The organism is Acinetobacter sp. YH01005 (genome assembly GCF_013420465.1).
Taxonomy (GTDB): Bacteria; Pseudomonadota; Gammaproteobacteria; order Pseudomonadales; family Moraxellaceae; genus Acinetobacter; species Acinetobacter amyesii.
Genome location: NZ_VOYA01000017.1, coordinates 20,807 through 44,339, shown reverse-complemented (window position 1 = coordinate 44,339; position 23,533 = coordinate 20,807). Strand labels below are relative to the sequence as shown.

At 42.6% G+C, this 23,533-nt stretch carries 22 protein-coding genes; 9 read left to right on the top strand and 13 right to left on the bottom strand.

Translation table 11 applies throughout. The features are described from left to right. Positions 1-45: 45 nt before the first annotated feature. Entirely contained in the window at positions 46-645 is a 600-nt protein-coding gene (locus tag FTT72_RS12190; protein WP_180178457.1) for a YqiA/YcfP family alpha/beta fold hydrolase, read from the bottom strand. Positions 646-888: 243 nt separating this feature from the next. On the opposite strand from FTT72_RS12190, the gene FTT72_RS12185 reads away from it, so the two are divergent. Continuing rightward, entirely contained in the window at positions 889-2,220 is a 1,332-nt protein-coding gene (locus tag FTT72_RS12185) for an alpha/beta hydrolase (protein WP_180178450.1), read from the top strand. Positions 2,221-2,289: 69 nt separating this feature from the next. On the opposite strand, the gene FTT72_RS12180 is transcribed toward FTT72_RS12185, so the two are convergent. Continuing rightward, positions 2,290-2,817: a disulfide bond formation protein B gene (locus tag FTT72_RS12180; protein ID WP_078190602.1), complete on the bottom strand. Its 528-nt coding sequence runs from the start codon at positions 2,815-2,817 to the stop codon at positions 2,290-2,292. Between the two features lie 21 nt (positions 2,818-2,838). Continuing rightward, positions 2,839-4,416, bottom strand: coding sequence for a glutamate--cysteine ligase (gshA, locus tag FTT72_RS12175; RefSeq protein ID WP_180178449.1), 1,578 nt, complete (start codon positions 4,414-4,416; stop codon positions 2,839-2,841). Between the two features lie 210 nt (positions 4,417-4,626). Between gshA and FTT72_RS12170 the strand changes: the two genes are divergently transcribed. From FTT72_RS12170 to FTT72_RS12155, 4 genes are all read left to right on the top strand, one after another. Then, entirely contained in the window at positions 4,627-5,166 is a 540-nt protein-coding gene (locus FTT72_RS12170; RefSeq protein WP_180178448.1) for a DUF924 family protein, read from the top strand. Between the two features lie 59 nt (positions 5,167-5,225). Beyond that, positions 5,226-5,783 (top strand): hypothetical protein, encoded by a 558-nt coding sequence (locus tag FTT72_RS12165; protein ID WP_180108874.1) that lies wholly within the window; start codon positions 5,226-5,228, stop codon positions 5,781-5,783. Positions 5,784-5,809: 26 nt separating this feature from the next. Next, complete coding sequence (locus FTT72_RS12160; RefSeq protein ID WP_180178447.1) at positions 5,810-7,120, top strand: DUF445 domain-containing protein; 1,311 nt, start codon at positions 5,810-5,812, stop codon at positions 7,118-7,120. 106 nt (positions 7,121-7,226) lie between these two features. Next, positions 7,227-7,820, top strand: coding sequence for a hypothetical protein (locus tag FTT72_RS12155; RefSeq protein WP_111885114.1), 594 nt, complete (start codon positions 7,227-7,229; stop codon positions 7,818-7,820). 59 nt (positions 7,821-7,879) lie between these two features. Here FTT72_RS12155 and FTT72_RS12150 read toward each other — a convergent pair whose 3' ends face one another. Continuing rightward, positions 7,880-8,167, bottom strand: coding sequence for a DUF2798 domain-containing protein (locus FTT72_RS12150; RefSeq protein ID WP_372491143.1), 288 nt, complete (start codon positions 8,165-8,167; stop codon positions 7,880-7,882). 177 nt (positions 8,168-8,344) lie between these two features. Here FTT72_RS12150 and argS point away from each other — a divergent pair, with 177 nt between their 5' ends. Then, positions 8,345-10,135 carry an arginine--tRNA ligase gene (gene argS, locus FTT72_RS12145; RefSeq protein ID WP_180178446.1) on the top strand — a complete coding sequence of 597 codons (1,791 nt, stop codon included), beginning with the start codon at positions 8,345-8,347 and terminating at the stop codon, positions 10,133-10,135. Positions 10,136-10,437: 302 nt separating this feature from the next. Then, entirely contained in the window at positions 10,438-11,037 is a 600-nt protein-coding gene (locus FTT72_RS12140; protein ID WP_180004357.1) for an SPOR domain-containing protein, read from the top strand. 146 nt (positions 11,038-11,183) lie between these two features. On the opposite strand, the gene asd is transcribed toward FTT72_RS12140, so the two are convergent. The 5 genes from asd to FTT72_RS12115 form a co-directional block, all read right to left on the bottom strand. Next, on the bottom strand, positions 11,184-12,035 hold the full coding sequence (gene asd / locus FTT72_RS12135) for an archaetidylserine decarboxylase (RefSeq protein ID WP_078190610.1): 852 nt from the start codon (positions 12,033-12,035) through the stop codon (positions 11,184-11,186). Further along, the gene (locus tag FTT72_RS12130) at positions 12,032-12,880 is read right to left on the bottom strand and encodes a sulfurtransferase (RefSeq protein ID WP_111885136.1); all 849 of its coding nucleotides are present in this window, start codon (positions 12,878-12,880) and stop codon (positions 12,032-12,034) included. The genes asd and FTT72_RS12130 overlap by 4 nt, the downstream gene beginning before the upstream one ends. A 153-nt stretch (positions 12,881-13,033) precedes the next feature. After that, positions 13,034-14,242 (bottom strand): nicotinate phosphoribosyltransferase, encoded by a 1,209-nt coding sequence (gene pncB, locus FTT72_RS12125; protein ID WP_180163084.1) that lies wholly within the window; start codon positions 14,240-14,242, stop codon positions 13,034-13,036. Between the two features lie 146 nt (positions 14,243-14,388). Continuing rightward, entirely contained in the window at positions 14,389-14,889 is a 501-nt protein-coding gene (locus FTT72_RS12120; protein WP_078193253.1) for an ankyrin repeat domain-containing protein, read from the bottom strand. Positions 14,890-15,070: 181 nt separating this feature from the next. Then, positions 15,071-16,588: a catalase gene (locus FTT72_RS12115; RefSeq protein ID WP_180178445.1), complete on the bottom strand. Its 1,518-nt coding sequence runs from the start codon at positions 16,586-16,588 to the stop codon at positions 15,071-15,073. Positions 16,589-16,817: 229 nt separating this feature from the next. Here FTT72_RS12115 and dtd point away from each other — a divergent pair, with 229 nt between their 5' ends. Further along, positions 16,818-17,258 (top strand): D-aminoacyl-tRNA deacylase, encoded by a 441-nt coding sequence (gene dtd / locus FTT72_RS12110; protein WP_180036027.1) that lies wholly within the window; start codon positions 16,818-16,820, stop codon positions 17,256-17,258. An 81-nt stretch (positions 17,259-17,339) separates the two neighbouring features. Here the strand turns inward: dtd and FTT72_RS12105 are convergent, their stop codons facing one another. The 3 genes from FTT72_RS12105 to serB form a co-directional block, all read right to left on the bottom strand. Beyond that, a complete protein-coding gene (locus FTT72_RS12105) occupies positions 17,340-17,819 on the bottom strand; it encodes an SCP2 sterol-binding domain-containing protein (RefSeq protein ID WP_180004346.1) in 480 nt (159 codons plus the stop codon). Between the two features lie 156 nt (positions 17,820-17,975). Further along, a complete protein-coding gene (gene aciT / locus FTT72_RS12100) occupies positions 17,976-18,308 on the bottom strand; it encodes an AciT family ciprofloxacin tolerance protein (RefSeq protein ID WP_078193317.1) in 333 nt (110 codons plus the stop codon). A gap of 413 nt (positions 18,309-18,721) precedes the next feature. Further along, positions 18,722-19,942: a phosphoserine phosphatase SerB gene (gene serB / locus FTT72_RS12095; RefSeq protein ID WP_078193257.1), complete on the bottom strand. Its 1,221-nt coding sequence runs from the start codon at positions 19,940-19,942 to the stop codon at positions 18,722-18,724. A 77-nt stretch (positions 19,943-20,019) separates the two neighbouring features. Here serB and FTT72_RS12090 point away from each other — a divergent pair, with 77 nt between their 5' ends. Then, entirely contained in the window at positions 20,020-21,276 is a 1,257-nt protein-coding gene (locus FTT72_RS12090) for a hypothetical protein (protein ID WP_168379711.1), read from the top strand. A 49-nt stretch (positions 21,277-21,325) separates the two neighbouring features. On the opposite strand, the gene ppk1 is transcribed toward FTT72_RS12090, so the two are convergent. Then, positions 21,326-23,389, bottom strand: a complete 2,064-nt coding sequence (gene ppk1 / locus FTT72_RS12085; protein ID WP_180178444.1) for a polyphosphate kinase 1 — start codon at positions 23,387-23,389, stop codon at positions 21,326-21,328. Positions 23,390-23,533 lie beyond the last annotated feature (144 nt).

Here is a 23,533-nt window from a genome sequence, read left to right as displayed (position 1 = left end):
TTTTGTATGTTAGATCTGGCATGTCAGCATTTGTATTGGATCATTTTATTTAGACATATTTTTGACAGCATCGGACAAAAACTGCAAGAGCATCGGTATTTTTTCTGCAAAATCATCCATGCCATGTGTTCCACCCACCTCAGTGATCAACATGGCCATGCCGGCTTGAGCCGCACTATAAAAACCAGCGGCATCTCGATAATCCAAGGTTTCATCACCTTGTTGGAGCAAGACCAACAGTTGATCTACATTCTTAACCTTAGATACCGCCAAAGCCTGCATTTGATTAAGCTGTGCATCATCCAAGCACCACGTTTCAGTCACCTGATAGGGCAATGCCGTCTCGCCAAATAAATCACGAAATAATTGCCATGGATAGACCGCAGGATTGATGAGCACCGCAGGAATGTGATGGCGTGCCATCAACTGCGTCGCATAAAAGCCACCTAAGCTGCTGCCCACTAAAACCACATCATCTAGACCGTCAATCAGCTCTGACATCTGCTGCATCACCTGTAGCGGTGGCATATTCAAATCTGGCAAATGCACATGCACACCATTTAAGTCTGCGCAATAGCACCGCAATATCTGCCCTTTCACTGAATTTGAGTTACTTTGAAAACCATGCAAATACACAATATTCATCATTTTGATTCCAAATTGATCTTTAAATTGCTTTAAAAGTGGCATATAAGTGCTAACTGCGTCACATTTTCTAAATTTGAATTTTTAGTAAAATTGTCAGACAAAAGGCATTCACCGACAGGTCTGTTATCGGTATTGTAAAAGCTGTTCGTGAGAATTTTATAAAATAAACAATGAAACTTCAGGCTATTCCAGTAATAAATACAATCGAGGGATAGCATTGAATGTAAGGATAGGAACATTATGCCTAGCTTAACACCATTGCATGAAACCTATTGTAAATGGGATCGCACACCACCCAGTCAAGCTGATGTTCTGGAAGGTTTGGCACAGCTCGTGACAATGCGTTTTAGTGATGTCGTGCATGACTTGATCAAAAACATTCAACGTGAAATTTTAATCAGTATTTTTGGAATGAGCGAACAAGGCTCGAAAGCCTTTCATAAGCAGCCGACCATTGCACGGATTTATGAATTTTCTTACAACACCTTTTTCAATTATGGCAATTATTTACTCGCACCAACGCTGCGTAGCATTATTGAAAAATTCCCACGCTTACACGACAAACCGCTCACGCCATCTTTACATTTTTTAGTGGGCGCGCTGAATGGGGTCTTGGGCGACTATTTACTGAAATATCACAACCCGATGGCCTTACCGATGGTGGTTTACGACCATTATGGTGCGGTACAAAAAGGCGAATTAACCGGTCGTATTACCCTGTTGATTCATGGGCTCTGCATGAATCATCTGTCATGGTCGACAGCCAAATATGGCGGCATTGGTGAAAAATTACTTTCTCAACGTGACCATAACACCATGCTGTATTTAAATTACAATACAGGTCGTCGTATCTCGACCAATGGTCGCAGCCTAGCCAATACATTAGAAGATTTGGTCCGTCGCAACCCCGGCATTACCAGTATCGACTTAATTGGTCATAGTATGGGGGGCTTAGTGTCCCGTAGTGCCATTTTTTATGGCAAACAAAATATGTATCAATGGATTCATCAAGTCGAAAATCTAGTCTGCTTGGGTTCACCACATCATGGTGCTGTGCTTGAACGTATCGGATTTCATCTGCAAGATCAATTGGGGCGTTTCCCCTTGGTCAAAATCGTGGGGCATGTGGTGAATATTCGCAGTAACGGCATTTTAGATTTGCGCTATGGCAGCGTGCGTGATGACGATTGGGAACATAATGATGTTCGTATTGGGCTCATGGATGACAACCGTAAACCTGCCCCGATTCCATCACACATCAATACCTACCTCGTGGCAGGGACCATCGAATATGAACATCGTCGCAATAAAACGCGGCATGTAATTGGAGATTACTTGGTCAGCGTGAAAAGTGCGTTGGGGGAACACCCAAATGCACGTTATCAACTGAAAGTGCCAGATTCACATAAAGCAATTTTTTATGGCTTGAACCATTTTGAAATTCAGCATCATCCGCAAGTGGCTGAGCAAATCGTGCATTGGTTCTATCCAAACAATGACGATAAAGCTTGTGATCATATCTATGAATTTATGATGGACTTGGAAAGTGTGGAAGGCATTGCCCTAACCTAGGGTAAACTTCCCCCATGCAGACTCGTATAAAAAAGCCCTCAGTTGAGGGCTTTTTTTTGCATCATAGAATTAAAATTTATCACGTAAACGTGGGACTGGTTTGCTTGGATATTTACGCAATAACTGCCAAAGACTGAGCAAGGTTAATACCGCAAAAAACACCAATGACCAAACCGGTAACGATTGCCCCAAGAACGTCCAATCCACTTTGGCACATTCACCAGAGCCGGTCAGCACTTGCTCAAAGACCGATTTTAACGGCAGCGTTTCTACCCAATAATCCAGTCCCGGGCCACAGCTCGGTACTTTGTCTGGCGGTAAGTTTTGCAGCCAAATATGACGCGCAGCCACCCCAGCAGACCATAAAATCGACAGTGTCCCCAACAATGCGTAAATGCGTTTACCCCAATTCGATGCTGGATTGTGAATCAACGCAATCAATGAAATGATGCCGAGTCCAATCAGACCAATACGTTGGAATACGCACAACGGACAAGGTTCTAAGCCTTGTACATGTTCTAAAAACAGCGCAAAAGACATACCGATCACGCTGGCTAAAAACAACAAACCACTCACGAAGCGGAAACTCCATTTCATGGTAAATCCTCTTAAAATTTTTTATCTAAAGTTTTTCAAATATTCTTCAAAACTCAAGGTGCAGTCTTGCTCAAGTTGCGCCTGTTTTTCTAAAGACTGCTCAGCAGCTTTTGCAAAATATCCTGCAGTTTCAGGGCTCAAGACATGCTGCTCATACACTTCAGCATGTTGTAAGGCCATAAAGCTACCAAAGCCCCAAGTTCCACCTTGTTCTAAAGTATCGCTAATCATACGTGCCGACAATGTTTCATCGACTTCATCGATGCGTGATTGCATCACAGCCATTGCCTGAGTGTAAATATCTGTATTGTAAGAATCATCCAGCAATTCAGCCAACGGTTGCATCGCTGCAACATGTGTACGACACCATGTTTCAATTGGAATCGCCTGACCTTGCTGTAAAATCACCGCGTTTGGCGCACGACCACGGTTCACTACTTCCGCCTGATTTTTCTCAATTTCATTTTGTTCGGCATCTAACAATGCTGGGCTGTCTTGCAATAAACAGTATAAAGCCACCACTTCAAGCAAGCCTGCTGTGTCTTCATTGATCCCAATCGGACTATAAGGATTGACATCTACTGCGCGTAATTCAACATAACCTACGCCACGATTTTGCAGGGCTTTAGATGGTGTTTCACCATCCTGTGGCACTTGTTTCGGACGAACCAAACTGTAGTATTCATTTTCAATTTGCAATACATGGTCATTAATTTGAATCGGTTCGCCCTGTTCATCATTTAAACCTAAATGACTAAATGCGGCATATGGGGTATGCACCGCTTTTTGCAAACCTTCCAAATACGCCTGAATGTCGTTGTAGTGAATCCCTAACTGTTTTTGTGCTGAATTTTGATAGCCAAAATTTCCCATACGCAGTGCCGTTGCATAAGGTAAAAATAACGTGCCTTTTAAGAGCGGTAACAGCTGATGTTCACGTCCAGTCATAAAACATTTACACACCGACGGGCTCGCCCCAACCAAAAACATCACCAATGGCGTTAAACGAATAAAATTACGGATCAGGCCAAAATAACGGTGACTGCGATAATCCTGTAAGCTCAATGCTTTGAGGGCATCGTCAGTTTCGTGCTGTTGCAGTGCTTCAAAGAAATGATCTGGGAAGGATAAATTATAATGCACCCCTGAAATGGTCTGCATCCGGCGACCATAGCGCACCCCTAAACCACGACGGTACAAGGTTTTAAAACGTCCTATATTCGAGCTGCCATATTGCGCTAAACGAATACTGTCTTCGTCTTTATCCAACATGCATGGCATCGACAACGGCCAAAGTTTTTCACCATGTTCTAAATGCGTATGTGCAACAGCGTGAATATCTTGCAGATAGTTCAAAGCCTCGGTAATGGTTTCTTTTGGCGGCGTGATAAATTCCATTAAAGCTTCAGAATAGTCTGTCGTAATATGCGGATGAGTCAAAGCCGCACCCAAGGCTTGGGGGTGGTCGGCCTGAGACAAGAAACCGTTGCTTTGCATACGTAAGCTTTCACGCTCAATACCGCGCAACATTCCTTTAATCAGCGAAGAATCTACCCAAGTCGGTAAAATGTCTTGAGAGGTCGATTCGGGTTGACTCATTGCTATCTCGCTTAAATGGAAGAAACTACTAAAATAAAATCATCAGTTTATATCAGTATAACGCGATTTGAAGTGGGCAAATGACCCACTGTATAGTTTTGAGACAAACCGTGATTTTATTTTGGCAATTTTTTATCACAAACTTACTCTATATGACATTTGAAATTTGTGATTTTATAAACAAATATATGCTAATAATGCTTAAAACTTATGAATTATCAAGATATTCTCGAATTTTGGTTTAACCCAGAAAATCAGCCCAATTGGTTCGCTAAAAGCAATAATTTTGATGTTTTAATCGAAAAAAAGTTTAAAGACATCCATCAAGCAGCCAGTCAAGCAGAACTATGGCAATGGCGTACTAATGCCGAAGGTCGCTTGGCTGAAATTATTGTTTTAGATCAATTTTCTCGAAATTTATTCCGTGATTCTGGCTTGGCTTTTGCCCAAGATGCGCTGGCTTTGGCACTTGCCCAAGAAGCCATCGCACAGGGTTTAGACCTACAATTAAGTCCTGAACAGCGCTCATTTTTATATATGCCCTTTATGCATAGCGAATCGACAAAAATCCATCAAAGCGCGTTAAAATTATTTGAGCAACTAGGCAATCCGATAAACTTAGAATTTGAAAAAAAGCATAAAGTGATTATCGATCGATTTGGACGTTACCCTCATCGCAATTTGGTATTGGGCAGAACATCCACAGCAGAGGAATTGGAATTTTTAACCCAGCCCAATTCTAGCTTTTAATTGACGGCTTTTGGCCAGTATCTCCCCTTGCCAAGAACCGACTGAACAGGAGTATGCGCATGAACAAACTCATTATCGCAGCAGCCATGACCGCAGCACTGGGCTTCACCGGCTGTGCAAGCACCCCATCGAAGCCTTTAACCTTCGAACAATTGGGTCGTTATACTGCAACGCCATTAAATGCTCAAAGCTATCGGATTAGCTTCCAAGCTAGACCCAATATGAGCTATGGCACTGCCGAAGAAATCACCTTGGTTAAAGCCGCTCAAACCACCCTACACAATGGCTTTCAATATTTTAAAGTCATGGATGACCCGAGTAACCGGAGTCAAAAACCGCCACGCCAAGCAGTGATTTACCCAGACCCTATGCCTTATCCATATGGCTATTACCGTCGCCATCCTGGTTTTTGGCCAGGCCCGTTTTATGACGTTCCACAGGTGGTCACACTCGATCCAACTCAAGTTTCCTACAGTATTACTTGCTATAAAGATCGTGCCAAAGCCCCTCAGGATGCCTTTGATGCTCGCTTGATTTTGCAATCACTCGGGGCTAAATATGGTTTAGACAGCCAAGGAAATCCTTTGCCTGTAGCCGCTGAGCCTGCCACCAAATAAGTCAACCCATAGAGACCCGATCATTGATGAACCCAATTGAACAGCCCGCTGTTTCACCCAGTCTGCAACGCAGTAAACGCTTTGCCACCATTGCTTTGGTGGTGGCTGTGCTGGCGTGGATTGCATTGATGATCGCAGCTAAATTGCTGCCCGAATACGTCTGGCTCATTCATATTTTGATGCTTTCAGCAGAAGCTGGCGTGGTTGGTGGTTTGGCAGACTGGTATGCGATAACCGTTTTATTTCGCAATCCCTTTGGTCGGATTCCGATTCCTAAATTTTTACGTGACCACACAGAAATTATTCCTCGTAATAAAGCACGCATTGCCGAGTCAATGGGCCGCTTTGTTCAGGAGAATTTTCTTTCACCACAAGTGGTTGAAAAAAGCTTAGCGGAGACGGATCTCTCTCTTGCCGTCGGGAAATGGTTGGCCAATCCGCACAATAATGCTCAAGTGACCCAAGTCATTCAGCAAACGGTACCGAAAATTTTTGAATTTGTCGGTCAGGAACAAATTGGACGATTTATCCAAAATAACAGCGTGCAATGGGTACGCAATACGCAAGTCAACCATCTTGCCAGTGAAATGCTACGGGCAGTTTTAGAAAATGACTTCCATCAAGATGTCCTGCAACGTGGACTGGATTTAGCCCATGATTGGATGCTACAACACCCTGAACAAACCCGTGATTTATCACGTCAATTGTTTAAAGAACTTGGGGTATGGAAGCTCGCCAAAGGTGCGAGTTGGATTGGTATTGATGTACAACAGCGCACCATTGATTCACTGGTCAGTCGTGTCGAGTCGATGCTTGCCGACCATGAACATCCGTGGCGTCGTAAAATCGAAGACATGGCACAGCAACTCATGCATGAGTTGGCAGACAATCAAAGTGTAGCCAGCCAACGCCTGAACAGTACCAAAGATGCCATGCTCGATAGTCCACAAATGTTGAATTTTATCAGTGGTGCAGTGGTGATTTTATGCGACGCGATTCGTTCTGATTTAGAAAAGCCCAACTCAGGCATTGCACAAAACCTACGCGTCGCCATTCAACAAGTGGGCGAAAATATTGTCTCTAATGTCGCTGTACGCCAATTGCTGAATGAGAAAATGAGTGATATTGCCATCAATCTCTCCGACCAATATAGTGAAAAAGTCATTCGGTTTATCAGTGAACGTATACATGAATGGGACTCACGTGAAATGATCGATAAGATCGAAAACGAAGTCGGTGGCGACCTGCATATGATCCGAGTCAATGGTGTCGTGGTCGGCGGTTTTATTGGCCTTGCACTGGGAATTATTCGTGCCTGTGTAGAATGGCTGCTTTAGCCGCCTGCAGCAGTCCTCCTCAAAGGAGATTGGCCGCAGGTTTGAGCTTTATGCGTAGAACCGTTAAACTTTGCCGATCCGAAAATTTAATAGAACAATAAAATCTATGCATTTACCTGCCATCTATACACTACCATTCATTCTAATCATCAGTAGCTTAAGCGCTTGCCAGACCATTTCCAAAACCAGTAGCACAGTCAGCGACAAAGTGATGGGCATGCTCGGTAAAGAAAAAGCCCCTGAAATCGATAAAAAAGGCACTGTCGATATCAGCAAAAGTACCCAACAACAGTTAGAAACTCTGCTGACCAATATGCCGAAAAATCAGTGGGTCTATATTGAAAATGATCAACAAGGCACATCTACCCTCAAAAATAAATCGGCAGACAATTTCACCTTGAGCCTCAAATTGAATTGCAAAATCAGCACTCAGCGCCCAACTTTCAGTATAAGCAACGCGGATGGCCAAGAGATCCTAAAAGCACATGATACAAATGTGGGGCAAATTCAAATTCTGCTCGACAATAAAAACTTTGGAAATCCGTTTGAGACAGCCCATCAGCAAAAGTTCCAAAGCTTTAAAACCGCTGTCGCTCAGGCCAAAGTCATTAAAGTGTTTAATGCCTCAAAACTCTATACCTTCCAAAACAACAAAGCCGAATTACTCTCTAAAGCCGTAAGTTGTCGCGATAGCCTATAAATATTTAAAGCGAAATGCAGTAAGTCACCGTTTTACTCAACTGTGACTTACATGCAGGCTTATTTTGCAGGTGGCTGTGGTCCTGACATATCAACCAGCAGGCCTGTAAATTTTCGAACAAACGGCAATAAAATCAGCACAATGGGAAAAGCAATTGCCCAAGAAATCATCCAATTATGCAGCCATAGGGTAAGAAAACCCTCAAACCAACCTAAATTTCTGAGCATATTAATAAACGAAATAATGCCGCTCATGAGACAAGACAAAATAAACGGCACGATAATCAGCGCCCAGCGTGCAGCTAACTTCGGCACATTGCCAAAAATTTTAGGGGTGGGTTGTGACATATCCATATACTCAAGCAGTGATCCTGAATCGCTAAACCACTTATATCGTTTTACTTCGATATAAGCAATGCTTCACTTTTATCGAATATTTTTTATTCGCAACAAATGGGTTCACCTAAAGAGCCTGAAATTTGCTATATTTACCGTTTTTCTGCGACATTTATTTTTCGACTGATTATGAATACGGCAATACAAGCAGCGCTCGATCATGCAGTGCAATCCCTTCAAGCTGAAGGTGTACTCCCAAATGACTGGAACAATACTAGCAATTTGACCCGAACCAAAGACCGAAGCCACGGTGACTTTGCGTCAAACATTGCCATGATTGCTTCTAAAGCTGCAGGTATGAAGCCGCGTGATTTAGCCGAAAAAATTCTGGCAAATCTTCCAGAAGTCGCAGATATCAGCAAAGCAGAAATTGCAGGTCCTGGCTTTATTAACTTCTTTTTAAATGCTGACCAACGATTTGCTGTCTTAGACCAAATTCAAGCTCAGAAAGATCAGTTCGGTCGTACACAGGCCAACGCTGAAAAACGTGTTCAAGTGGAATTCGTTTCAGCCAACCCAACGTCTAGCCTACATGTTGGTCATGGTCGTGGCGCAGCTTACGGTATGACCGTTGCCAATCTTCTTGAAGCAACAGGTGCCAAAGTTGACCGTGAATACTATGTCAACGATGCTGGTCGTCAAATGGATATCTTGGCGACATCGACTTACTTGCGTTATTTAGAATTGACCGGTCAACAACTGATCTTCCCTAAAAATGCATACCAAGGCGACTACGTTAAAGAAATCGCACAAAGCATTATCGACAAAGATGGCGATGCTTATGTACGCCCTGTTGCCGACATCTACAAAGATGTTCCAGAAGATGTGCAATATGCCGCTGAACTCGATAGCGAAGGCAATAAAGTCGTTGTTTCAGGCGATAAAGAAAAACACATTGATGGCCTAATTCATAATTCACAAAACCATTTGGCTGCGGGTTACCGTGTGTTCCATCAAGCTGCGCTGAAAGCCATTCTCGATGACATTAAAGATGACCTCGGTGAATTTGGCGTGACTTTCAATCAATGGTTCAGCGAAGCAACCTTGACTGAAAAAATTGATGAAGCATTACAAATGCTCGATCAACGTGGTTTCTTATACGAAAAAGATGGCAACATCTGGTTCAAATCAACTGATTTTGGTGATGAAAAAGACCGTGTTGTGAAACGTCGTAATGGTCAAACTACATACTTCGCATCCGACATTGCTTATCACTTAAATAAACTACAACGCGGCTATACCGATATCATTGATATTTGGGGTTCAGACCACCACGGTTATATTGCACGTGTGAAAGCAGCGATTGATGCGCTTGGCTATGATTCTAAAAAATTGACCGTACTTTTGGTTCAATTTGTGAGCCTATGGCGTGGCGGCGAGATGGTTCAAATGTCATCTCGTTCAGGTCAATTCGTGACTTTACGTGACTTACGTAAAGAAGTGGGCAACGATGCTGCTCGTTTCTACTACGTCATGCGTAAATCAGAACAACACATTGACTTCGACTTAGACCTTGCTGTGTCTCAAAGTAAAGACAATGCGGTGTACTACATCCAATACGCACACGCACGTATCTGCCGTATGCTCGAAAAAGCTGCTGCGACAGACGTTCAATTCTCTGCTGAAGCTGCACGTCAATTTGCAGCTAAACTTGAGTTAGAAGCTGAAACTGAAGTTCTTGCTAAACTTGCGGCTTATCCTGAAATTGTGGTTCGTGCAGCAAACAGCTATGAACCACACCAAGTGGGTAACTACTTGAAAGAGTTGGCGGCGTTGTTCCATGGTTGGTACAACGAAAATAAAGTCTTGGGTGATGATGCAGAACTGACTCAAGCTCGCTTATTACTGTCTGTAAACGTACAGCAAGTTTTACGCAATGGTCTTGAATTATTGGGTGTGAGTGCGCCTGAAAGCATGTAAGCAACCCTTTATGTTGCGAGCACAATAGAAATTCATCGGCATCGCCCATGCACAAACACAGCGCATGGGTTTAAGCGTCATCAATTGCATTGTGCTAAAAAGAATCCTTTTCAATACAGGCTCGAAATGAGCCTGTATTTCGTTTATATTCAGCAATATGTCCGTGTCATCTTGGCTGTGCTGAAATTGTGAAAATTAAACAAATTCCTGATGACACTCATGTAATATATAACAATCAAGACTTGCTACTTTGGGCTGCCCCAAAGTGGTTCGTGACAATTAAAATTAAATGAGGTTTCCACGTGTTTGGAAAAACGCAGCGCGGTGTATCTGATCGGCCAAATAAGCCTAAAAAACCATTGATTCCAGCATGGCTAGGTACACTTGTCATCATTTTAATCGTGTTGAGTTTCTTAGTTGCGCTCATGCTTTGGAAACCTTGGGAGCCTGTGAAGCCAAAAGGTCAAATTACCTCTGAACACTACCAAGAAGAAACCAATAAAGACTATCGTTTCTACGACCTATTGCCTCAGCAACAAGTGACGCCAATTCCTGAACAAGCTGTTCCAGAAACCGAAAATAAAGAAACGGTGGTGATTGTTGATGCACCAGAACAAAAGCCAGTTGAAACCACAGAGCTTGGACTAGAAACCACAGAAACTGCGCCTGTTGCTGCAAGTTATATTCTGCAAGTGCGCAGTTATGATGATCCTGATCAAGCCGATGCACGACGTGCTGAAATTATTTTGAACGGTTTATCTGCCGATGTGATTCAAAGTAATGAAAACGGCAAAGTTTGGTATCGCGTTGTGTCTGGCCCCTATGATTCACAAGAAGCTGCTGTGATTGCACAGCAAACTTTACGTCATAGCAGTATCGACTCGATTGTCGTAAAACGCTAAATTTTGAAATTAAAAAAAAGCGCCTGATGGCGCTTTTTTTTATTCATTCCTTTAATAAAGGGAGGTTAGAAGGGATTCTTTTTTGAATACATCAGCTTAGCTCAAAAACCTCTCCCTAACCCTCTCCTAAAGGGACAGGGAATTCATTAAATGGTATGCCCTAAAGCTTCGCCCATCACCACAGTCGAGTTGGCTTTAAAGGTCGCATCCCATTGCATTTTGTTTTCTTCAAACAACACAACCGCTGTTGAACCTAAATAGAAACGGCCCAATTCTGCACCTTTTTCTAAGAATAAATCGTGTTGATTCAGTTCCAAACGCCCTGTCGGTTTAACTTTACCTGTAGCCACGGTTTCAATACCTGCCACGATCATTGCACCTACCAGTACAACCGCCATACGACCAACTTCTGTATCAAATAAGCAGACCATGCGTTCATTGCGAGCAAATAAACCCGGAATATTTTCAGCAGTGGTTTGGTTTACAGAGAATAATTCACCCGGTACATACAAAGTTTCTGTCAATGTCCCTGCAAATGGCATATGTACACGGTGGTAGTCTTTTGGTGACAAATAAACCGTAGCAAACTGCCCATTTTTAAAGGGTTCAGCCAATTGTGGATCGGCAATTAGGTTTTCAACAGTGAACTTCTGGCCTTTGGCCTGAAATACATCACCATTTTCAATTTTACCCAGTTGTGAAATCGCACCATCTGCAGGTGAAACAACACTGGATGGATCAGCATCGACTGCACGCACGCCTTCTTTTAAAGAGCGAGTGAAAAATTCATTGAAGGATTTAAATTTTAAGGCATTGCTTTGCTCAGCAATCGACATGTCGATGCCATACTGCGCTTTAAATGCGGTAATCACGGCATTTTTCACCACAGGGTTTTCGCTTGCAGCCAATTTACCCACGATACGTGATAATTTGTGCTGTGGAACAACACGCTGAGCTTGAATAAAAATTTGTTTTTTTAACTGAGATGTAAGGCTCAAGACGGCAACTCTCCGGTGATCACAGGACTATCGAGTCGGTTGCCCCACTCGCTCCACGCACCATCATAAGCTCGAATATTCCAACCGAGTAAACGTCCCAGTATATAAGCTAGGCCCGACCGATGATGGGACTGACAATACACCACCACGGGTTCGTTTAAATTGAATCCCAATTGTTCTAAGCGTTGTTGTGTGCGTTCTAAAGGATGCAATTTTAAATGATTTTCTCGGTTAAGGGCAGTACTCCATTCGAAATGTCGTGCCCCCGGAATGTGACCGCCGCGTCGCGCAGCCAAACGTAAGCCTGTATATTCATCTTCGGTACGGCAGTCCCATACTTGGATCTGCTCCTGCTGTACACGAGCCAATAGCTCATCATAGTTTGTTTGATACTGAGCACGCGCCTCTGCACTTACTTCAACCAATGGGCTCACGGGTTCAAATTGCTCAATTTCAGACGAGGTCGGTAAGCCTGCCCCAAGCCAAGCATGGATGCCACCATTGAGGAGACTGGTATTTTCAAAACCGAGGCAATGTAAGTTCCAAATCAGTCGACCAGCCCATGCCCCACCTTCATCGTCATACACTACTACATGATGTTCTGGACTGATATTCAGATAGCTGATGAGCTGTTCTAAACCGGCTTGGTCAGGTAAAAGCCCCATCGCTTGTTCTTCTTGGCGCACTAACAGTTTCGGCTGCACATGCAGTGCATGTGGAATATGCAATTGGTCATACACCGAACGACGACTCAAATCGACGATCCGTAGTTTTTCATTACCAAGATGTGGAACCAATTCTTCCGCTTCAATCAGCAGACCAAAATTCAATGTAGATGCTGTCATCGTTGTTCGTGTTGTATTTTGTGCGATTAAATTCGATCTTAGCATAAGTCATTTTCACTATTATTCTGAATTTTTGCATTCCTTTAGCAATATTTTAGATATAAAAAAGCCGAATCATTGATTCGGCTTTTTTAGTTTTATCTAATGCTGTGTTTAAGCGCTAACTTCAGAGATGTCAAACACCTGACGTAGATACGCTAAGAAAGTATCATTATCCGTCATGGTTTTACCCGGACTATCTGAAATTTTTGCCACAGATTGACCATTACATTCAACCAGTTTCAGTACGATATTCAGCGCAGTTTGCCCCATATCATTGGTCAAGTTGGTGCCAATACCAAAGCTAACTTGGAAACGGTCTTTAAAGTAATTATGCAAATCCCACGCTTTTTCGATATTTAGACCATCACTAAAGGTCAGCATTTTACTTTTGCTATCGACTTTAAGCTTTTTGTAATGTGCATAGGCTTTATCGCCCCATTCATACGGGTCGCCACTGTCATGACGTAAACCGTCGAATAGTTTGGCAAAGTACAAATCGAAGTCACGTAGGAACGCATCCATACCGACAACGTCCGTTAAGGCTATTCCTAAGTCACCGCGGTATTCCTGTACCCATGTTTCTAGCGCAGACTTCTGGAAGTTACGTAGACGAACATCAAGCGCTTGGAATGCTTGTAGGAACTCATGCGCCATTGTACCAATTGGAGTAATGTTCAAGTCTTTGGCAATCAGAACATTACTTGTACCGCGGAAAATATACGGTGAAGCCTGATTTAATTCTTCAATTACATGCTTTTGCCATGCATAACTATAACGACGACGCGTGCCAAAATCAGAGACCAAGAATGGTGGATCATTTGGATTTTGCCGTGCTTCATACTGCTTCAGCAAGGCAATCTTATGTTGCAAACGGCGCTCACCTTCGGCTAAAACTTCTGGTGTACGAATACGTTGGAAATATAATTCATTGACGATGGCTAAAACAAAGATTTCAAACATCATCGCTTGAACCATTGGGCCTTCTACCCAAATATCTAAACGACCTTCTTCATCAATGCCAGCTTTAATAAAACGACGTTTAAGCTGAAATAATTCAAGATAATCAACAAAATCGCTTTTAATAAAACGTAAACTGCGTAAATACTGCAATTCATCTTCTTTAAACTTCAACTGACAAAGCATGTCGAGCTGCATGTTTAAATCATCCAAAATTTCAACCAGTGGATAGGCTGTATCATCCAAGTTACGGCAACGAAAGTGATACACACTATGGGTTTGCGGAAATTTGTGTAACACCACCTGAAGCATGGTGAATTTATACAGATCTGTGTCTAATAAGGATTGGATGATTGGAGACATAAAGACTTTCAGTTTTTATCAACTCTTTGCATTAAAGCATACTTTATTGATAAAAAGCCGATTGATTTAGTGGAATAACTTATAAATCACCGCGATTCATCGACTTTTTTCAATTTTTTTGCTGAAGCTGAGCGCGATCAAGCTCACTATTTTTTGAGTAACTGTCGATATTTTTCTTCTTGACCAAATTCACGCGCAAACTGTTCTGCAGTCTTTTGCCCCATTTTTTTGGCATTTGCATCGCAATCCACTTGGCGTAATTGCTTTGCAATCGCCCATTCTAATTTAAACATGGCACCCATCAATGCGGTGTTGCCTTTATTGTCACGTGCGCAGCGGTCTGCACCTTGTTCTAGCAAACGAGTCACAATATTTTGATGACCATAATAGGTCGCCATCATCAGTGGTGTAAAACCCGAAGCATTGCGCACATCGACCGGAAAACCGTGCTTAAGAAATTCATTGATGACTTCTTCATTGCCAGTTTTGGCTGCAGCAAAGAAGATTGCGATCAATTCCTGTTGTGAGGTCATCTGATCGCTTGCAGTTGCTTTAGCGGGGGAGATATCTTCCGCGATTGCCACGTTTGCGAATGCGGAACCAAACGCTAGAAGACTGGCTAAAGTCAAATGTTGCATAACTTTCATGATGAACTCCAACAGAAATCGAATGTAGAATTGAATTAGAAATAATTCATTTCATAAAAATGAATATTTAAGGAGTGCCTATGAAACTCCCCCTAGGGTGCAGGAAAGGTATGGAGCTTCATAGGACTTTTTTGAGGTAACGTTCTAGACCCTAGTTACCAATCCGTCAGACTGATCGAAATTAGTCTTTCAGTTGTGCTGCTTTGGCTTTTACAGTTGCAAGGTTACCGTTTACTGCTTTGGTCATACGCATACCGTAGTCTGCATCTGCTTTGTAGAAGTAAGACAACATGATGTGCTTGGTTTCAGAATCTTTTACGTTGCCAAGATCCGCAGCCAAGTTCATGATTAAATCGTCTTTTTCTTTAGCAGAGTATGAACGGTAAAGCTCACCCGCTTGCTTGAAGTTTTGCTCTTTCACACCTTTTTGTTGAACTGTGCCAGAAAGCGGCGTTTCAACCGCACGCGCTTTAGCAGTCGCTGGTTTTGGCTCAATACGGCTTGGCTCGTAGTTCACATTTGATGAAGTGCCGCCAACATTCATGTAACCATCTTGGTTGTTGTTGTTTACAGCAACTAATGGACGATTGACTGGAATTTGTTGGTGGTTCGCACCTAAACGGTACATTTGTGTATCTGAGTAAGAAAAGATACGGCCTTGTAATAGACGGTCTTCTGAAGGCTCGATACCTGGAACTAAGTTACCTGGAGCCAATACCACTTGTTCAGTTTCATTGAAGAAGTTTTTCGGCATACGGTTGAGCGTTAAAGTCCCCACTTTGGTTTCTTTCACTAAATCTGTAGGCCAGATTTTTGTTGGATCAAGTGGGTCAAAATCAAAGCTATTTAAATCTTTAGGATCTAACACTTGGATATAAAGATCCCATTTCGGGAATTTACCAGCATTGATGTTGTTATAAAGATCGTTAGTCAAGTGATTGAAATCTTTACCTTGTTGCTCAGCAGCTTCTTTAACGTTCAGACCTTTCACACCTTGTTTAGAGCGGAAGTTGAATTTAACGTATTTGTATTCGCCTTTGTCGTTATAAAGCTTGTACGCATGTACACCAAAGCCGTCTTGTTCACGGTAGCTGGTAGGCACGCCTTGGTTACCATACACATAAGTCAACATGTTGGTTGCCCATGGCTGGCTAGACAAGAAGTCAAATACGCGGTTTGCGTCTTGAACGTTGTTGATTGGGCTAGGCTTCATGGCATGGATGAAGTCTGGGAATTTGATCGCATCACGGATAAAGAATACTGGAGTTTGGTTACCCACTAAGTCCCAGTTGCCTTCTTGTGTATAGAACTTAATCGCAAAACCGTGCGGGTCACGTAAAGTTTCTAGAGAACCTTTACCGTGAATTACAGTAGAGAAGCGTAAGAATACTGGAGTCTTGGTACCTGCTTTGAACAATGAAGCAATGGTTAGATCAGATAAATCTTTAGTTGCAACGAATTCACCATAAGCACCTGTACCACGGGCATGTACCACACGCTCAGGAATACGCTCACGGCCAAAACGTTGTAATTTTTGAACCAATTGTACGTCTTGAAGTAGAACTGAACCATTAGGACCCGCAGTAATCGAGTTTTGGTTATCGCCTACTGGTGCACCATTGTCTTTGGTTAATGGCGCTGCTTGAGTCGCCGCTGTTGCTGTTGCTAACATCGCAACCAATAAAGAACGCTTAAACATCGTCTTAATCTCTCTGTTAAATACCTTTCCTGCCCCGCAAAGATACTGGCATTCAATAAATAGATAAAACAGATTATTTTTATAAATTCAATCGTATTATTGGATTTATAAAAAATATACAGTTCATTTTCAAATATTTGAGCCCAAAATTTTCTAAACATCGCCTCGAAAGAATGCTGTCTTTGCTACAATCCTTGCCCTATGTTCAATTTTCTACTCGGAAGAATTTATGCGGGCCTTGTTACAACGTGTTTTGGAAGCCAAAGTGGTGGTCGATGGTGAGATCACGGGTGAAATCAATCACGGTATTTTAGTGTTTTTAGGACTTGGTAAAGCTGACGATTTAGAAAAGGGCAAAAAACTGATCGATAAGATCTTGAAATACCGTTTTTTTGATGATGAACAAGGCAAGATGGGCTGGAATGTCAGTCAAGCTGGCGGCGGTATCCTCTTGGTGTCTCAATTTACTCTGATGGCACAAACGCAAAAAGGCCTGCGCCCTGATTTTGGCCCTGCCATGCCGCCAAGCGATGCCAAAGCGCTGTATGAACAGTTGGTCGATTACACCAAGCGCCAATATGACCATGTACAAACAGGCATCTTTGCTGCCGACATGAAAGTGCATTTGGTCAATGACGGTCCAGTGACCTTTAATTTAGAAGTTGAATAACCACTGAAGCATTAAAAAAGCCCTCTTTTGAGGGCTTTTTTTAAATTCTCCCCCCTAACGGAGGAGAACACAGAGTAAATCTTACTTACCTGTTTTTTCTTTAATAAACGCACGTGCGATTTTGATTTTTTCTTTAACCGGTTTTGGAAGTTTAGGTGGAATTAACTTCGCCACTTGGTTAAACCAAACCAGTAGACCAAAATCACCTTCCATTTTAATACTGCCATTTTGCATACCCGTCATGAATGCAGTTGGGTCACCTTTCATTAGGGTTTTCACGCCCTGTTCACTGTCCGCAAATTGCAAAATAAAGTCTGCTTGTTCAGCATCGCCTGAAACAGTATCAATCTGTCCGTTATTTACAATAATTTGACGTGCAACACCTAAATCCGTGCCGATTTGAATGCGGAATTGACGTTCATGAACCAATTCAATGAATTTAGGGCTAGTACGTGCAAGCTGTTTCATACGAAGCGCTAAACCTGCCACGAGTAAATCAAGTGGATCCGTACTGACATCAACTAAAGGTAGTTTTACGACAGGAATTGATGATAGTTTCATGACTTAAAGCCTATTGTAATTGTTGGAAAATTGACTGGCTTCATCCTAACATAACTTGGCTTTTGAGAAGTAAGGCTTTGTATCTCAAATCGGACTAATGCGTTCATAAAAAAATGCGCCCCTAGGCGCATTTTCATTGAAATTTTGTTCTGGCACTTATCGGCTCGAACATTGCTGTTCTTCATCATATACAGGCGTGTGCTCTATACATTGGCGCTTTGCCATCGCGCGCTCTGCACGGCGGTCTTCACGTAACAATACTAAAGTGAATACTACCATTGCGGTCATTAATGCCGTTAAATAACTATAAGTCACTGATAATTCAAACATGGTTTGTGTACCAAATCGAATTACTTCAATGAGTCCCCACACCAGCATCCCCGCCAGCATAAAACTTAACCAGCGACGATAAGGCGAGAAGAAAACAGCAATCACAGCCGCCGATACCAAGCTCAGGCCAACGATTGTTGCTAAATTCGCTGTTAACATAAAAACCTCCGTCATTTGACAGCTGACATCTCTTGTCTTACAGGATGCTGAGCCGTCTCACTACTGTATCTTCAGTAAATAGATTTGGTCGATCTCAATCTCTTGCAAGCATTATGCTGAGTTTTTTGCATAAAAAAAGTCTCGTTTTTTGTCCATGCGACACACCTTGTCGCAACATTATTTTGTCATTACATTTTTTCTTTTTAAAGAATTTCTAGAACAATGATGGCATCTCGTTTCGAGTGTCATTACAAAAAAAACAGCTGATTTTAGGCTAAAAAAATTAATTTTTCGAATGCTGTTAATCGTTGTTTTTATCGACAATTTTCTTCTACCGTTCATCGGATGAGCTGAATTCTTGGCATAAAAAACGCAGCCTTTTGGCTACGTTTTTTAGTATGAATTAAATGCTTTTAAGCACGATTCAAATCTTTATCGTGCACACCAAGCAGGTAAAGAACACCATCTAAACCCACACTTGAAATGGCTTGATTGGCATTTTGACGCACCAAAGGTTTCGCACGGAAGGCAACGCCTAAGCCAGCTAAAGACAACATTGGCAAATCATTCGCACCATCACCGACTGCAATGGCTTGTTCTAATGAAATCCCCATTTCTTCAGCGATTTGTGTCAATAAGAAGGCTTTGCGGGCACCATCCACAATATGGCCTTTCACTTCACCGGTTACCGCGCCATCTTGGACGTCCAGTACATTGGCATGGACTTCATCGATACCCAGTTTTGCTTGTAAATATTCAGCAAAATACTGAAAACCACCTGACAAAATAGCCGTGCGATAGCCCAGTGATTTCAGCGTTGAAATGAGACGTTCCGCACCTTCTGTGACAGTCAGACGTTCTGCAATCTTAGGCAATACCGAAGCATCCATACCTTTGAGTAGTGCCACACGTGCACGGAAACTTTGTTGGAAATCGAGTTCACCTTGCATAGCACGTTCAGTGATTTCAGCCACTTGAGCGCCGACACCCGCTTCAATCGCCAATTCGTCAATCACTTCTTGCTCAATCAGCGTCGAGTCCATATCAAAGCAGACTAAACGACGATTACGACGGTAAGCATTGTCTTCTTGAACGGCAACATCTACCCCTAGTTCAGTAGATAGACGTAAACATGCTGCACGCATCGCAGTGGCATCCAACATCTGGCCTTTTAGACCAAATTGAACGCAGGCACGGCGCGGACCTTCACTTGATCCATCTAACTCTGGACGGCCAGATAAACGAGTCACAGTTTCAATATTGAAGCCTTGGCTCGACACAATATTTGTAACTGCCTGTAAATGAGACGCCTGTAATTCTGGCGCAAGTGCCGTAACGATATAGCGTGTGCGGCCTCCCTCATTTACCCATTGTTGATATTCTGTTGTAGAGATTGGTTTAAAGCGCACAGTTAAGCCAATATCATGTGCTAAAATCAACATCTCCTTCATGGCTAATGCTGTCGCAGTCTGGTCTTCCGACGAAACAACAATACCTAAAGTCAGCTGATTGTGGATGACTGCTTGTCCGACATCTAAAATCTGTAAGGAATGTGCGGACAAAACCTGCATTAATCGTGTAAATTGATTAGGTTGGTCAGGTCCTAAAAGTGATATAAGAATGATTTCTCGCATGAATTGACTCGGGTCTGAGCTACAACTAATGTAAGAATCATAATCTAAATTGAATAGAATTGCCTTGGAAGTTTACGTTGAATGCGCCTAGACAAGGGCTATTTGCTAGCCTATTAGTAGTTTGTTTTGCTTTGCATACCTTTTTATTGGTATTGGCAACAACCCACCAATTGAACGAAAACCGTGCCAGTCAGGGACAACTGATGACCAGTCAATTGGTTACAGACAGCCTATCTGAGCTTGAGCCGGCCAATACCGTATCATTAGCCTTACTTGCTGACCGCTATGCAACCAACCCGAGCGTGGCTTCCATCCGCATTTTAAATGCCAATAATCAAGTTTTGGCCACAGGCGGTTTGACCAAAACCCGTGACGGTGAAATCTTTGTTCGTGATGCGCTGCAAAACGAAAAGAAAGTCGGAACGGTTGAAATCACCTTAATTAAACCAAGTATTGGTGAAATCTTACGTACGCAGTGGGCTGCGATTCTATTTTCATTATTCTTACATGGCTTGTTATGGTTGGCGTATCGCGCTATTGCGCGTCCAAGTCGTACTGAATATTTAGCGCGAATCAACAATGAATCACGTCTAAAACATGAAATTCAAACGCTAGCGCAGGCTTTAGAACAAGAAAAACATAATGCCGCTCTGGCGATTGCTCAAGCGCAGCAAAATGCGCAAGCCAAAGCAAAACAGCATAAAGACATGAAACCAGTGGTTCTCGACAGCAACAGCTTGGCATTAAATATTCAATTTTATGATCCGAAACAGTTGCTCGATAGCGTCAACAAAACCGTGTCTGTGCCGTATTTTAATCTCTGCCAAATTTTCTTGAATAAAACCACAGAACTCTGTGTTCAACATTATAAATTGAACAGTTCTGACATCAGTACAGTGCATAAGTTTGATGAACATGGCGCAACCATCAGCATGACTGCTGACACTCCAGATGCGCTGCGTTGCCTCACCATGATCAGCTCAGTATTCCAATTGCTTTCAGATGTTTTATATAAACGCTACCGTGAAGAAAAACGATTCGTTTTACAAACCCGTAGTGCAATTTCAAGCTCTGTCGAAGCTATGCAATTGTCTTCTGTACAAGCGGCTGAACGTTTAGTCCAACAATTGGTTGCCAAAGAAAGTGCCATTCATGTGCCGACAACTTTGCTCAAAGAGATTTCAGATCATTTCCAATTGGTCAGCTTGCCAAATCCGACCAATGTGCTCACTCGTCATGCGTTTATGCTCAATGGTATGGACAGTGATGCCGCTGAATTGGCTCAAAACTTCAGAACTGAAATTTTAAAATCCAAACAGTCAAAAGCCTCTTAAAGGTTTTAGCGAAACCAAAAATCCCGACTTAAGTCGGGATTTTTTTGTCTTAAACAGTCGAAATTTTCTGTGCAATCAAATATTTTTGCGCGTTATGCGATTCGGTACCTGCTTCAACCGTGACTTTCTCCCATTGCCCATTTGACTGCATTTCCCATGCATTTTGATTATCTTCCAAATAGTTAAGTAGACCATCTTTCATAATGCGTTTTTTCAAACGGCTTTCTAAAATGGGAAAACAGGTTTCGACCCGTGAAAATAAGTTACGTCCCATCCAATCGGCACTGGCACAGTACAATCGTTTTTCGCCTGCATGCTCAAAATAATACACTCGAGTATGCTCTAAGAAGCGTCCGACGATGGATCTCACATGAATATTCTCAGACATCCCTTTGACCTGAGGAATCAAACAACAAATCGAACGGATAATTAAATCTACACGCACCCCTGCTTGCGATGCACGATATAAAGCAGCAATCAGTTGCGGTTCCGTGAGTGCATTGACCTTCACAATAATTCGTGCGTATTTTCCCGCTTGTGCAGCAACAATTTCCTGTTCAATTAGTTTCAATAATTCAGTATGCAGGGTAAATGGTGCATGCAATAAAGCTTTCAGCTTCGCCATCTTGCCCATACCGGTCAGTTCCTGAAACATACGATGCACATCCTCGCAAATATCGGGATGCGTCGTCATCAAGCCATAATCGGTATACATCCGCGCATTGCCTGCGTGATAATTACCTGTTCCCAAATGGGCGTAGCGTAGCAGCTGATTATTTTCACGGCGTACAATCAAAATCATCTTGGCATGGGTTTTATAGCCCACGATGCCATACACCACGACAGCCCCAGCTTCTTGCAATATATTGGCCACGGTAATATTGGATTCTTCATCAAACCGCGCCCGAAGTTCGATAACTGCGGTTACTTCCTTGCCGTTGCGAGCAGCCTCCGCCAAAACTTGTACGATGTCCGAATCTGGCCCACTGCGATAGAGCGTCTGCTTAATGGCTAAAACCTGTGGGTCTTTTGCAGCTTCACGTAATAGGTTAATGACCGGTTGAAAGGAGTCAAACGGATGATGTAACAAGACATCTTGTGTTTTTAATACATCAAAAATCGCGGTTTGTTTACGAAAAACTTTAGGAATAATCGGTGTATAGACCGGATATTTCAGTTCAGGTCGATTAAAACTGGTACTGAGACGCGATAAATTGATCGGGCCGTCAATGCGATAGAGCTCCTGCTCACTCAAATCAAATTCATCTAACAAATAATCAATAATGCTTTGCGGACAATCATCTTCAATTTCTAAGCGAACTGCCCGACCAAAACGCCGTGAAGACAATTCATCTTTTAATGCCACCGCCAAGTCATCCACATCCTCAGCCAAAACCAAATCTGCATTGCGTGTCACTCGAAAGGCATAACAGCCCGTCGCTTTCATCCCCGGAAATAAATCATTGATGTGTTGCTGAATAATGGCGGTCAGGAAAATTTGTGTCTCTGCACTGCCTTCAACTTCGATGGGCATTTTGATTAAACGCGGCAACGAACGTGGCGCAGGCACAATCGCCATTTCAATGGCACGACCAAAGGCATCTTTGCCTTCTAGGCTCACAATAAAGTTGAGGCTTTTATTGACCAAGCGTGGAAACGGATGGGATGGATCTAAGCTAATCGGTGTTAAAACTGGTTGAACTTCTTTACTAAAATAATGGCTAATCCACGCCCGATGTTTTTCTAAAATATCTTTAAATTGAATAAAGCGAATGCCTTCACTTTGTAATGCAGGCAATACAGCATGATTGAGGGTCTGGTATTGCTCTGCAACCGTGTCATGAATCACTTGGGAAAGTTCATCTAAGACCACTTCAGTCGGAATGGCATCTGGCGTCCGTGCAATCGCATTCAAATCTCGTTGTTTCATCAGCCCCGCAATGCGAATTTCAAAGAATTCATCTAAATTGCGTGAAAAAATGATGAGAAAATTCAAGCGTTCAAGTAAAGGTAAACTTGAATCGAGTGCCTGAGCCAAGACCCGCCGATTGAAATCTAAAAGTGACAATTCACGATTATAATAGGTCTCTGATGAATGCTGAAAATGTTGCATACCCTCTCAATGCTGTTTGAAACAGTCTATATCTAAAGTGTTTGCCGGCATGTTAGGCAGCGGATATGACACTTATGTTACAAATAGCATTAATCAATTAAAAAAGCATGCAATTCCCTAAAGCCCTGTTCATCAAATCGTAAA

Bases quoted from the DNA above. Each gene is read 5' to 3' on its own strand.
- FTT72_RS12190 (WP_180178457.1), bottom strand. From the start codon at position 645: ATGAATATTGTGTATTTGCATGGTTTTCAAAGTAACTCAAATTCAGTG.
- FTT72_RS12185 (WP_180178450.1), top strand. From the start codon at position 889: ATGCCTAGCTTAACACCATTGCATGAAACCTATTGTAAATGGGATCGC.
- FTT72_RS12180 (WP_078190602.1), bottom strand. From the start codon at position 2,817: ATGAAATGGAGTTTCCGCTTCGTGAGTGGTTTGTTGTTTTTAGCCAGC.
- gshA (WP_180178449.1), bottom strand. From the start codon at position 4,416: ATGAGTCAACCCGAATCGACCTCTCAAGACATTTTACCGACTTGGGTA.
- FTT72_RS12170 (WP_180178448.1), top strand. From the start codon at position 4,627: ATGAATTATCAAGATATTCTCGAATTTTGGTTTAACCCAGAAAATCAG.
- FTT72_RS12165 (WP_180108874.1), top strand. From the start codon at position 5,226: ATGAACAAACTCATTATCGCAGCAGCCATGACCGCAGCACTGGGCTTC.
- FTT72_RS12160 (WP_180178447.1), top strand. From the start codon at position 5,810: ATGAACCCAATTGAACAGCCCGCTGTTTCACCCAGTCTGCAACGCAGT.
- FTT72_RS12155 (WP_111885114.1), top strand. From the start codon at position 7,227: ATGCATTTACCTGCCATCTATACACTACCATTCATTCTAATCATCAGT.
- FTT72_RS12150 (WP_372491143.1), bottom strand. From the start codon at position 8,167: ATGTCACAACCCACCCCTAAAATTTTTGGCAATGTGCCGAAGTTAGCT.
- argS (WP_180178446.1), top strand. From the start codon at position 8,345: ATGAATACGGCAATACAAGCAGCGCTCGATCATGCAGTGCAATCCCTT.
- FTT72_RS12130 (WP_111885136.1), bottom strand. From the start codon at position 12,880: ATGACAGCATCTACATTGAATTTTGGTCTGCTGATTGAAGCGGAAGAA.
- pncB (WP_180163084.1), bottom strand. From the start codon at position 14,242: ATGTCTCCAATCATCCAATCCTTATTAGACACAGATCTGTATAAATTC.
- FTT72_RS12120 (WP_078193253.1), bottom strand. From the start codon at position 14,889: ATGAAAGTTATGCAACATTTGACTTTAGCCAGTCTTCTAGCGTTTGGT.
- FTT72_RS12115 (WP_180178445.1), bottom strand. From the start codon at position 16,588: ATGTTTAAGCGTTCTTTATTGGTTGCGATGTTAGCAACAGCAACAGCG.
- dtd (WP_180036027.1), top strand. From the start codon at position 16,818: ATGCGGGCCTTGTTACAACGTGTTTTGGAAGCCAAAGTGGTGGTCGAT.
- FTT72_RS12105 (WP_180004346.1), bottom strand. From the start codon at position 17,819: ATGAAACTATCATCAATTCCTGTCGTAAAACTACCTTTAGTTGATGTC.
- aciT (WP_078193317.1), bottom strand. From the start codon at position 18,308: ATGTTAACAGCGAATTTAGCAACAATCGTTGGCCTGAGCTTGGTATCG.
- serB (WP_078193257.1), bottom strand. From the start codon at position 19,942: ATGCGAGAAATCATTCTTATATCACTTTTAGGACCTGACCAACCTAAT.
- ppk1 (WP_180178444.1), bottom strand. From the start codon at position 23,389: ATGCAACATTTTCAGCATTCATCAGAGACCTATTATAATCGTGAATTG.